The 12,132-nt window shown below is 43.1% G+C and carries 10 protein-coding genes; 2 read left to right on the top strand and 8 right to left on the bottom strand.

The genetic code is table 11. The features are described from left to right. Nucleotides 1–24 precede the first annotated feature (24 nt). The 7 genes from DC094_RS16045 to DC094_RS21890 all read right to left on the bottom strand — a co-directional run bounded on the left by DC094_RS16045 (nt 25) and on the right by DC094_RS21890 (nt 9,607). The gene (locus tag DC094_RS16045) at nt 25–1,767 is read right to left on the bottom strand and encodes a DUF262 domain-containing protein (RefSeq protein ID WP_116688141.1); all 1,743 of its coding nucleotides are present in this window, start codon (nt 1,765–1,767) and stop codon (nt 25–27) included. Between the two features lie 17 nt (nt 1,768–1,784). After that, the gene (gene brxC, locus DC094_RS16040) at nt 1,785–5,495 is read right to left on the bottom strand and encodes a BREX system P-loop protein BrxC (protein ID WP_116688140.1); all 3,711 of its coding nucleotides are present in this window, start codon (nt 5,493–5,495) and stop codon (nt 1,785–1,787) included. 31 nt (nt 5,496–5,526) lie between these two features. After that, complete coding sequence (locus DC094_RS16035) at nt 5,527–6,114, bottom strand: DUF1788 domain-containing protein (protein WP_116688139.1); 588 nt, start codon at nt 6,112–6,114, stop codon at nt 5,527–5,529. Then, on the bottom strand, nt 6,111–6,716 hold the full coding sequence (locus DC094_RS16030; protein ID WP_116688138.1) for a DUF1819 family protein: 606 nt from the start codon (nt 6,714–6,716) through the stop codon (nt 6,111–6,113). Before DC094_RS16030 ends, DC094_RS16035 begins: the two co-directional genes overlap by 4 nt. Next, nucleotides 6,713–6,952, bottom strand: coding sequence for a helix-turn-helix domain-containing protein (locus tag DC094_RS16025; protein ID WP_116688137.1), 240 nt, complete (start codon nt 6,950–6,952; stop codon nt 6,713–6,715). Before DC094_RS16025 ends, DC094_RS16030 begins: the two co-directional genes overlap by 4 nt. 594 nt (nt 6,953–7,546) lie before the next feature. Continuing rightward, nucleotides 7,547–8,345, bottom strand: a protein-coding gene (locus tag DC094_RS16020) for an IS5 family transposase (protein ID WP_116685343.1) whose coding sequence is annotated in 2 segments (ribosomal slippage) — nt 7,547–8,065 and nt 8,067–8,345 — 798 coding nt in all. Because the reading frame shifts where the segments join, the coding sequence is not laid out codon by codon here. 1,070 nt (nt 8,346–9,415) lie between these two features. After that, a complete protein-coding gene (locus DC094_RS21890) occupies nt 9,416–9,607 on the bottom strand; it encodes a hypothetical protein (RefSeq protein ID WP_133245580.1) in 192 nt (63 codons plus the stop codon). A gap of 934 nt (nt 9,608–10,541) precedes the next feature. Between DC094_RS21890 and DC094_RS16015 the strand changes: the two genes are divergently transcribed. Next, a complete protein-coding gene (locus DC094_RS16015) occupies nt 10,542–10,802 on the top strand; it encodes a hypothetical protein (protein ID WP_116688136.1) in 261 nt (86 codons plus the stop codon). Nucleotides 10,803–11,140: 338 nt separating this feature from the next. Here DC094_RS16015 and DC094_RS16005 read toward each other — a convergent pair whose 3' ends face one another. After that, entirely contained in the window at nt 11,141–11,596 is a 456-nt protein-coding gene (locus DC094_RS16005) for a hypothetical protein (RefSeq protein ID WP_116688134.1), read from the bottom strand. Between the two features lie 116 nt (nt 11,597–11,712). Here DC094_RS16005 and DC094_RS16000 point away from each other — a divergent pair, with 116 nt between their 5' ends. Next, entirely contained in the window at nt 11,713–11,925 is a 213-nt protein-coding gene (locus DC094_RS16000) for a helix-turn-helix domain-containing protein (RefSeq protein ID WP_116688133.1), read from the top strand. The last annotated feature ends 207 nt before the right edge of the window (nt 11,926–12,132 follow it).

Below are 12,132 nucleotides of genomic sequence, written 5' to 3'. Positions count from 1 at the left end.
CTAATACATTCCTGACTTTACAGATTAAAGGGCAAGCTTCTGTGCAATGCGGTCTCGCAATTGCTGCTTGCGCCAACTGTAAAAGCCTTCAAATTCAATGATGGTATCCGGTAGCTCTTGCAGCAGCTGGGTATGTTGATAACTGATGCGGGCGTGTTCATCCGGCATGAAGTAAGCCAGCCACTCATGGGGGAGCTTACTGCGCTTCTCATTATTTAGACTGCCCACCAGCAGTTGCAGGTTTGGCAATTGGTTTGCCATCTGCTTCCAGCTTTCGTGGTTTTCTTGCTCAATACCGGCTTTGCCCAATCTTCCGGGTGCAAAGCGACTGATTGGGAATACATGATCGACATGAAAGTGCTGACTGAAGTCGAAGCCATGAAAAATTAGCGACAACAACGCAAAGGTGCGTTTGTTGCCAAACTCTAGTTCGGTGAGTTCGTCCAGTTCTTCTTCAGAAAAACTGAGGGACTTACCTCGACGCATCATATCCCGTTCAATGCTTTCTCGCGGGAAACCATGTTCACCTTCGAGTTTGATGATTTCTCGCAGAGAGGTCAGTAATGTATCCAAACCACTGCCCCAGATGCCTGAAGCTTTCAGCATGCTGCGGATCAGCCAAAGGCGCAGGCTATTTCTGTCTTCGCTGTACTGGGCTTTGGCGAGATAGTCATCGTTCAGATTGCGATGGTAGAGATAGTAGGCCACCGGCAGAATGGCACTGTCTGCCCGCAGGTTTTGGGAGTTAAAACCAAAGGTGGCCAGCAGGCGAGTTGCCAGCAACAAAGTCTGGCGAATGGCATCCCAGTTACGCTCCAGCTTCTGCATGTTCTCTTTGTTGAAGTTCTCGACTTTGAAACCGACGCTGCCGATATCTGACAGCATCAACCCGGCTTTCAACACCAAATCTTTGGTGAAGTTAAAGCCATCGCCAATCTGCTTCATCTCATCCACAAGGCTGTGAATTTCGTCCCGGGCGTTGCGCTCCTGCCACTGGGAAACTGCGACAGAAAGCAGAAGGTCAGAGTAGGAAAGCGGTGTGCCACCGGAGTTCATACGGATAAAGATATTCAAAACCCGGGCCAGATCCTGCTCTGTTTCTTCGTAGTAGCTGATGACATCTTTAGAATGAATAGTCTTGTGCAGATCAAACAAAACCTTGCCAGCTTGTTTTTGCTGGTCGGAGTTTAAGTCCTGATCTGCCATCCACATGCTGAGTTCGTAAGTATCTTCCATTTTCAGAATGTCAGAAACCTTGTACCAGACAGTGTCATTGCGCTGATCTGCAGCTTTTTCAGGGGAAAGAAATTCGAATTGATAAACAGACCCGCTTTCTTCATCCCCTTCACCTAGTAGGTTCAGGTAAAGGCGACGCACAGGAAAGGCACCGTCACTGGACCACCATTTACCCGGCATCTTCCAGGCGTAGGAGCCACGCAGAGCGATATTTAGCGCCGTTATGCGTTGCTGGCCATCCAGTACAGCGGTTAACTCACGGTTGGGGAGCTCTTCCAGCTGCTCACAGTGATACATATCTCGTTCGTGGTATTCACGGACAAAATCGTAGAACTGATAGGTATTACGGTACTCAGGCTCAATTTTCCAGAACAAAAAAGTGCCAAAGGGGTAACCCTGCATCAGACTGTCGAATAGTTTACATATTTGCTCTGGTTTCCAGACAAACTCACGCTGAATCGCAGGTAGGATATATTCCTGTTTCGTTACTTTATCCAGCAGGGCTTTGATTGTGCCGCCGTTGTTATACATCGTGTTGCGTTCCCTGCTTAGATAATTTCAATGCGTTCGTTACGGGCCAGTGACTGTTCCATTTCTTCTCTGAGCTTGCTCATGAAGCTGTCTATATCATTCTGACTTTCCAAGTAAATTTTTCCACCTGTCAGTGAGCGGGGAGCAATTTTACAACGTTTTTTCGGTGCTGCCTTTACCTGTGGTGTGTAGGGTTGAGGTGCTGGTTCGGCAACTGTTTTCGTTTCATGCTTTTGTCCAGCAGCGTTGGCTTTTTCAGCTGCTTCTTTGGCTTTTTCTTTGGCCTTGAGCAGAGCGGCGAGCCTTAGCTCTTGCTTTTGCGCTTCTTCAATAGCGGCATAAACTGCATCAATAGCCTGCTCTTGAAGGTCTTTAGCTTGAGTTTGTGCTTGGAAGATATGCGCGATGCTGGTCATTTGTTCCAAGCGCTTGTGCAATTGTTGTAATTGATACAAACACTTGTTTTTTAAATCATCGCTGGCTTGCGCCTGATTCAGTTCGCTGCTGACGCGGGCAATGCGTTCGTCTACACGTTTTAAAGCATGGCTGCGCTTTTCTGCCACTAGTTCAACGTTGATACGACTGGCTGATTGAATCAGCTTATCTGCCGAACTGAGTAGGTCGTAAGGCGATTCTGCTTTGAGAATGCTTCGAATTTTCTTCAAAGCAGTGGCAGCCTCTGGCAGTTTTTCCAGTTCGGTGCGGTTGGGTTCCAGATCTTGAAGGGTGTTTTGTAGGCGATCCCAAATAGGCTTCTGGCTGGTGTAGAAATAATGCAATTCACTGTGCACTTCTGCCTGTTCCAGCCAATCTTCTTTGTCATCTACAAACTTGCTAATGCGCTCATAACTGTCGGTGAAGCCTTGCAGTTTGTTAACAATTACCAGTAGCTCGGCGATGCTTTCTTCACCGGGATATTTGCCGGTTGAGGTCATGGCTTTCCATTCAGCCAGTTCACGTTTCCAGGTATCTAGGTAACTGTCCAGATCTGTATGTATGGCTTCTTCACCTTCTGGAGGCATTTTGCCAAAGACATCACGAGTCAGGTTGCGTGCCTGCTGCAAAATGGCATTGTTCACGGTTTTGCGTTTGATGACTTGTATGCGACGCCACTTATTGGGTGTTTGGATAGCGTCTTTCACCTGATCTGGCGTCAAGGTGGAATTGTCCATCACGAGTGCGATTTCACCTGTCATAAGCAAGCGAGCGACCAGTAACATGATTTCCCAACTAGGCCAGCCGTATGGGTGTGTGCCAAATTTTTCTTCTACTAACCCGTGCAGTATGACCATACGACTAGCTGAAGATGAAAGGTCAATGTAGCGGCGTACTTCTTCGAGTGCTTGGCTAGTACTTTCACCACCTTCAAAGTCAAAACTATCGCTGGCAGGGGTGCTTAATACAGCAAGGGTTTCCTGCTGTGGGTTGCCACTAGGCTTGGGTAGCAGAGATAGTTTGTTGAAAGTGTTATCTACCAGATAGGCCAGTGCTTTGTTAAAGCTTATCTTTGGCGTTTCACTGGTATTGCTCCATATTTCACCGTCAATAGTGAACAGCGCTTCGTTCCATAGTTGGCGTAAGCCAGTTTCTATGCGCTGGCGGCGTTCACGGTTTTCTTCAGCGCGATCACTGTAAATGCGCTTTTGAGTCAGGCTGGCACTGTCGTCGTTTTTACGACCAATATATTTTTCGGTTTGCAGGTAGATGCGGATCTCTTGCATCAGATGCTGCTCATCTTCCAGTTTGACGACTATCAGCCCACGAGTTTCTTTGGAGCTGAGGATGCAACGACTTTCGTCAAAGTAGTCGTAATCATCAGCCAAAGAAGAAATTATTTTGATTTCCAGTCCTGCTTCAGACCGCGAACCGTAGGGAATACCATCGCAGGTACGGTTAACTACAAAATCTTTACCTGTAATCGGGTGTCGATATTTTCGGTTGTCTTCCAGCACATCACTGAACAGAATTTCACTGAGCTTACCGGTATCTTCCCCGGGGCCTAGGTCAACGTCCTTGATCTCACGGTTTACATCCTGTTCTTCGTTAGTCAGGAAGGTGTAGTTTTCACCACTGCGGTTGATCAGGGTTTCACCTTCCAGACGAATCAAGCTGATTTCGATTTCTTTCTTGATTGCCAGTCGGTCAGCATCAATTTGGTCAATGAAGAGGGTAACCAAGTTGTCGATATTACCTTTTATTTCATCTACATAACGAATCAAGAATAGGGTTTTTAATAAGTCTGCATCAAAAGATTTAAGAGAACTATTGTTGCCTGCATTATCAATAGTGGATTTAACCACCCCTTCGAGAAAGCTTTCGATGGATGGGTAAAAACGATGCAGCGGTACCATTACGCCGACTTCTTTTCCTTCCCGTGCCAGTTGTTGAGCGGCTCCCTGAAAGGCGTTCAACATGGAACGTTCACCACGAGCCAGATGTAGCCCTGTTGCACCTGCTTTTCGGATGCTTTCAAAGACTTTTTGCACCAGCTGGAATTGGTAAGGCGCAAAGGGATAGGTGCTGACAAAGTCATCTTCATCAGCAAAGGCTTTAAAGGTCATGCCGACGTTGGTGAAACTGAGCTGATTTTTCAGGATATCTGCTTTATTGCGATACTCCTGAATCAGTAAATCTTTGGCTTGCTGGGTTTTACCAAGAATTCGCTTTTGAATTACTTCATCAACATTGCCACTGGACAGTGACAGACGAGTGCTGAAGCGCCCTTGGATTTTTGAGAAATCGTTGGCTTTTGATGCGCGCACTTCACCGACTACGGCGTCAATGTCTTCTTGTGATGTCACTACTACCCAAGCCCGGCCATTACAGGCTGTGCCGAGGTTTTCGGTGATGGTTTGTAGGTTGAGCATCAGGTGCGTGTCCTGACCGATGAACTGACCTATTTCATCTACCAGAAACAGAATCTTGTGGTCGTTAGGTTTTGTTTCGAGATATTCTTTTACCCAGCCACAGAAGTTATCTACGGAGACACTGAAGTCTTCTTCAAATCGTTCCAGCCAGTTGAGTGCATCGGTAATCGTTTGACCGGTTACTTCTGTCAAAGCCGCACCTAAGGCGTCGTTGTGGAAAATGTAATTGTCACGGTTTTCCAACCAGTCCATCTCACTGTGTTTGAGGAAGGCTTTGTGGAAATCCAGCAATTTGCCTTTTTTTGCAAGGTATCTTTCAAGATGGGCAATAATCGGGTGGTCTGGGCTGTAACCCAGTTTTTCATTAAAAACTTTCAGAAATACCCGCAGAATGGCGTCGCGACCTTCGGTGTTGTCTGCTCGACTGTCGATATTAAACAGAATGACTTCTGCCTCACTGTTCACGGCGCGGGCAAGATCGGCAGCCAGCAGATTGTCAGTGATTTTGTCTTTGAAGAAATCAAGAGGTGTTCGGGTTTCCCGCTGCTTTAATTCCGGGCAAAAGCGGTTGATACTCCGGTTTTCCAGCAGGTAAGAGAGAATTTTGATGAAATGAGATTTACCGGAACCGAAGAAACCTGAAACCCAAACGCCGACTTTGCCAGCACTAGCTGGATCGTTCGGGTTATCTATGGCGTTAAGGTATGCTTCGAAAAATTTCCGCAAGTGGATGTCTAGCTCGCGGGTAATAACGTACTCATCGAGTTCTTGCCAGATGGATTCGTTGTCAGTCTGGTCTGCTTTAATTACCCCGTTGATATTACGGGCGATTGGCTTTTCAAATAGCGCTTCAATATTCACTTCTATAATCCTTTAAATTTCAATCAGCCGATTAATCAACGAGACGGAATGCACGGTAATAAGGCTTGTCCGGCAGTAGGCCAAACAGGCTCAGACCTTGCCCTGTATATTTGCCCGGATAAAATACGATGAGTGGCGTTTGCCCCATTTTAGCGTGTAAAGCATGTAGTAAGTGATGCGTGCGAATTAATGGATAAACACTGCCTACACCGGTAATCAGTACCATTCCGGCATTCGCTTCTTTGGCCCTTTCTGCAAGTACAGTTGCCACTTTTCCTGCTTCTAGTGGCGCGCTGAGTGCTTTGAATACAAACTTGTCGCCTTTGCTTGTCTGCATTTTAAGGGAAGCGTCGTAGATATTGCCCTTGCGGCTGTTAAGTGTATCGAGTGCTAGTTGCAGAAGATTGACGTGCAGAACGGTCATATCTGGCAGTTTTTTCTTAAGTTTAGGTTCCAGAAACTCAACGTATTCTCTGACAGTGCTTTCTTGTTCTGGCGGATAATCGAATGCATAAAAAGGAATTTCATTACCCAAGCGCTCACTTTTCAGAAAACTGTCGCCAGTAATTTTGGGCAGTATGTTGTTCAGGCGTTCCTGCAAGCGGTGTCGTTCGTTCATACGCGATCTCTCTCAGGTAGCAGACAACTCAAAACATAATGTTCATCACTGTTTTCTAAATAGCGCTTGAGTTGCGGTGCCAGACTCAGGTGGCGAATGGTCATGTTTCTGGTGTTATCAATCATTCCTGCCTCGGCCATGATTCGAAACGCATTCTGCTTGAGCTTGGCTTGAGTACTCTCTGATCTTACTGGCAGGTCAGGAATACGGTTATGGCATTCTTCTATAAACTGATTCCAAGATGACGGGCGAAGCTGTTCAGCAAACTGCTTTCGTTCGCGCTGGTACACGTCACGAATATAATCTCCCAGAAGAGGTGAGAATTTTACTGTGGCGGCTAGTACTGACTGGGTTGCCAGTTCCTTGCTACCTGTATGAACAAATTTCCATAGCGCTTTATCCATGGTGTTTAAACGCCTGCGAATGAGATTTCCAGCCGTTTTCGCTCCATTCAATGTTCGCAGTTGCAGAATATTGTCATCGTAAACTTGCCGTTTCCACTCTTCTGTTGTTGGCTCTTGCAACAGCAGGCCAGCGATAATACGGCTTTCTGGGATTAATAATGAAGCGTTACTGAAGTTTGTCGGGTAGGGGTTCTTCATTTCTGCTCCCGAATTTCTTCAGGGTGATGCTGGAGCAGGTCTCCTGGCATGCATTCAAAATACTTACAGAGAGCACTGATGATATCGGTATTAGTTTTATAGCCCGGTACATTAGCAATACGGTTCAAGGTAGCTCGGCTAATGCCAGTGGTTTCACAGACTTCGCTGAGCGTTATACGACGGCGATCTTTAAAAGACTTTTCATCAAGCTTCTGTTTGAGAAGGACGCGAATCATAGGAAAAATTTCTTTTGTGTAAGAACAGCCAGAGAATCAAAAATGATCATACTGCATCAAGAAAGATGCATTATGGACTTTTGTGATGCGCTTGTGAACAATTTAAAGCACTCATCATAACGAGGCTCAAGGTTAATTTATGCTGCTCTTGAATCGTTAGAAATATTTTCTACGCTTAAGTGCAACCCGGCCAATGCCCCCGAGCGCATGATTTAGTCGCACATTAAATTTTCTTGTTCAAATCCAAGCTTGATTAAAGTTACCAATCATTCCCCAGCTGAATACAAAAAAGCGCTGGGATGCTCGACACTTTATTTCAAGCGCGTTCAATTATGACTTTCCTGAGTATGAACCTGAGAAAGAGCATGTGTACTTTCTTTTCTCAGAAAAATTGAAGAGCAGCACTTCTTCAAATAAAAGCGGAGCCGTGCAGCGCCGAACATATGGTGGCTGCGACTTCAGATGGCGACAGCAATACGATGGTTCAAAACAGTGGAGTCTTGGGTTTGGCTTCATCTTGCTTTCAGACGCCTCCGAACATCAACCCAAGTGGAGTAAATAATGAAAACCAGCATAACCACACTAAGAACCTGTTTAGGATCTCTGAAGCAGTAGCCTTAAGAAAGCTAAGTGGATGAAACTTAAGCTACTGTTTAACAATCTTTCACAGTTTTTCCATAGCCTTCGGTTCTTTTCCAGCCAGGCAAATGATCGCTCCACTACCCAACGTTGTGGAATAACTTTAAAAGTGTGTAACTCTGATCTTTTTGCCACTTGAACCTTGGATGAAATAAGCAAATTAACACCTTCAGAAAATGGTTTTCCAGTATACCCACCATCAACCAAAATATTATCTATATCGGATAAATTGTCTTGGTGAGATTCAATTAAAAACAAACCGCCTTCCCTGTCTGAAACGTCTGCAGTAGACACGGCAACTGCATGTGGTAAACCGCCATGATCGACCAGAATATGCCGCTTGATCCCAGATACTTTTTTGCCAGCGTCATACCCTTTTTCTTCAGCAGTATCAGTGTTTTTTACACTTTGTGCGTCGATGATGCCAAAGCTAGTCTTCTTCTGGCGGCCTTGCTTCTTTCGCTCCTCGCCAACCTGATTTTTTTAAAGCCTGCTCAAGAGGGCTTGGGCCACCATCTTGTGCAGGTTCTTTCCAAATTTTGTAATAGGAATAAATGCACTGCCATTTTGGAAAGTCATGAGGAATACAGCGCCAAGGGCAGCCTGTTCTCAAAAGATACAAGAGCGCACAAAATACTTCATAAAGATCAATTTGCCGGGGTTTTGTTTGCTTGCGAGCACTTTCAAGTATGGGAGAAATCAAGGCAAATTTTTCACGGGTTACATCGCTGGGATAAGGCTGTCTTTCGGACATCAAAGGCTGCTACATAAGTACTTTGATTGTAATTATCTCACAGCATAGAGATTCTAAACAGGTTCTAAGGGCTGTTTTGATAACTTTGGCAATAACAATACCTGCGGCACTGCTATTGCATGAGGTAACCGTAGTATCTCAAGCCTATGCAGAAGTGGCTGACATGGATTATCGGGATTCAAGAAGAGACAGGGATTTTAAAAAAGCTGTTAAGTACATCATTGAAAACTGTACTGTCTAGTGGCGGCAATATAAACAATGGTGCGATCTATAATGCTGATATATCTTGCTGAAATTACTAAAAAACGCCTAATGACATTAATAGAAACTTTTGTTGGCAAATACTCTAATGCTGAAAGATTCTCACTGTTAGGATAGTGGGGATACAGTAAGATGCTGCTTGGAATTAATTCAGATATTACATGATCAATCGCTTATATTTTTGTGCAGTTAATCTTAAAATTATTTCTACACTCACACTACTTTAAATATTAAGTACCCAGTACAGCGTTAGGATTAATACCACCTCAAGTCATTGAAAGTTAAAGCTTGACTCGAAGCTCTATATTCAATATTATTTTCCTGCGTCATAATGATAATATTGGAAAATAGGTTGTTAGCGATTATTTTGCTTGAGCTATTGAAAATTAATTATGAAGCAAGTTGTTGCTGTTATTGCCCGACGGCAGTAAGTTAAAATAACGCTGTACTTGGTGTGCATAAAGCCCACCGCATTTGCTGTTATTGCCCGACGGCAGTAAGTTGAACGTTAAAGATCCTGATGCAGCGTCGTTTGTATCAGGATTTTTTAATTAAAAGTTCTCTCACTGCGATCTGATGCCAAGCTTTTTTCAGCATATAAAACATTAATCACTATCCAAGTGAAACTTTAGGAATGAATTTTCTTGTTTTAACGACCAGCTTACCTCGCCTCCGAAACTTACATTTTCAATATATTCATATCTCCTTCGATATATCACGTAGAAGGTTCTTTTGAAAACCATACAAATCATACTGCATGCTTTGCATAACGAACTAAAGACGGTTTTGGTTCTTGATTACCCAAATCTCTACCCGCCATATACCGACTTGATTCTCGTGTAGGCAGCACCAATAAATGCTCGCACCACAGGCTCAGGATCAGACCTCGCTCCGATCCGTTTGCTCAGCTTGTTCCAGCCATTATGCGCTTCCAGACCTGAATAAAAACCTCGACTAACCACCTTAACGAATACAATTGAGCGATATCTGTATGATGCCATGACAAATTTTTCGCAACCAAATAACGATATTCCGTTTTAGAAGATACCTTAGATAGTTTTGTAAAGAATATCGCTAAAAGCTCCATTTTTTAGGCTTTTTTTTGTTTCATTCAGTGTAAAGAATTTTTTAAATAAAAACGGGTGGTAGATACTTTAGATAAATGTAAATTTTTTGAAAAAAGTGGTTCTTAATGTTGTTTTACCAGCAATGAAGATTTTCTTATCCAATGTGTTTGGTAGCTAAAAACCGTATAATTGAGCGTACTTGCTTTGTATCACTAATTATGGTCTAAAAAAGAACGTATTTGTAAACCTTCAAATTTACTCTCATCGATTTTCAATACCCAATTCTGCCCATTCAATCTCGAGCATTTATGAGAAACAAACCAAAGTTATCGTTGATATCATCTATGCCTAAGGTTCTGGTTCGAAGTTCACTCTGTGTCGCAAAATTTTCTCTAAAACATACTGTTCTGCAACGGAAGGCTGAAAGAAACTAGCGTTGCTCGTAGCATAGAAGAAAGCCCTTCTTACCTGTTGATATGTTGAATATAAAATGTGTTGCGTAAGAAGTCAGTCCTGCCCTTTTGATTGCTCGCAACATTCCAATTTTGGCGATAGAACTGAATCTAGTATTGTATCTGAACTGTTAATTTTAAGAAGAGAGGCTCAAAATTTTGACGTGAACTATTCCGATATTTTTTACAACAAAAAGACAGTGCAAACTTTAATAGAGGATTTCTAAAAAATAATAATTTCCTAAAATTAAGCTTTAGAGTGCTCATCCCCTGAAAACATTTAGATGATTTGTTTTTTTTCATTAAAGTTTATTTCTTTTTTTAAACAGTAGGTTAGGTAGGTTGTGGTTTTTTTTGTTACTGTTTTTTTAATGTTTGATAGGATGGGCTAATGTAAAGAATAAGGTGCGTTGAGTATGAAGATGTCGATTAACATCAAAGTTCTGGGTAGTTGCCAGTTGTCATTCAAAACCTGGGGATATTTAGAAAAGGATGAGCTTGCAGTGTCCGTAACTGGAAGACTTGTCCATGAGCGATCAAGTGTTGCACTTGATTCAGAAGACTTGGCAATCAGCTTTTGCAAAGCTTTAGAGGGGCATCGAAAAAAAGATGCAGATAAAGAATTTGAAGCGGTGACAGCCACATGTAAAATTTCTGATCGAGCGCAACAGAACTAGGCAGCAAGTGATTCTCTAGCAGTGCGTAGCCTGATAAACCGATGGGAAGAAAAGGAGTCAAAAAACACCCAGCCGAAGATCATAATCAAAATTACTACTGAAGATAGCAATACATACTACCTCCAGAGAATGGGAAAGGATGGTTTATCGACTGTTGTTAATAGTCAAGATATGGCGAAAATATACTCTCATCGCTCATTTATAGACAACGTATTGGAGAAGCTGAATTCGCGAAATGGGTGTTCTGCAGAAGCGATTGATCTCTAATGCAAGCCATCATCAAAGCAGCATTAAAATGTCATTTTTCATAACGAGCTTTATGAGGCAATGCATATAACTCAGTCCCACCCAAGAAGATCCTTCACTGGTATGTTGAATTCTTCGTCTGTTAAATCTGTTAATGAGGCTGGTCCTGTTAAGAGCGAATCAAGGCGTGTGGCGACACTAGCTGTATGGCGCTCTAACTCATCGGCGATTTGTTGCATGGTAAAATCTTCGTTGATCAAATCAAAAATCAAATCCTCTTCATGAGTCTGCCATTCTTTACCAAAGTTCTTTGGTGGTTTGAACTTCGCGGTCATGAAGCGATGATAAAAATTATTTAATTTACAAAAAAAGACTTCTGATTCTGAGTCGTCACTATAGAGGTGCTTAAACCTTCCTGTGCGAGGCCAGAGGTACCATCGATCTGTATAAAGCTGTATTAGATATTTGCATTGGTTAATTTTTTTATGAGTGACACCTGGATAGTTAAGGATTTTTTCTAATGGGTCAGTTTTTTGCTTTCTAGGCATAGACCTTCTCGCCTAAATCAGAAAGAGAAATGTAAGCTTAGATCAAAATGAGCAATATATCCCGTGGTCATATATGCGTTGGTTGGTGATAGTTCTGACTTTTGAGCGGAATTGTCATGAAAGACTCCAAACTGGTTGCTTTTGGCGAAAAGGTGCGTGAAGTTCGTAAGGAGAAAAAGATCTCTCAAGAGCTTTTGGCTGAGCTTGCTGGTATCGATCGTAGTTACATGGGGTATATCGAGAGGGGTGATCAGAACATTACTCTTACAAAGCTGTATCAAATAGCTAGTGCCTTAGAGGTGTCAGCAAAAGATCTGCTCAGTGACTAGCAAAAGAAAGCATGGGGCGGTAAGAGGTACAACTGCCTGAGCTAGCTCGGCTTGTTTTTTAGTAGATAAGAAGCCAAATAGGTATGTAGTGGTTTTTCGTGATGAATGGAGTTTGCCCTTATTCTTTCATTGCAAAAAGATACCCCGTAATTTTTATTTGGTGGACTCGATAAAATTGGTGCGCCAGTTAGATTGGGCGAGTTCGAG

This window comes from Pelagibaculum spongiae, assembly GCF_003097315.1.
GTDB classification, from domain to species: Bacteria; Pseudomonadota; Gammaproteobacteria; order Enterobacterales; family Pelagibaculaceae; genus Pelagibaculum; species Pelagibaculum spongiae.
The sequence above is the reverse complement of the archived record's forward strand: the minus strand, read 5'-3'. Positions and strand labels throughout refer to the sequence as shown.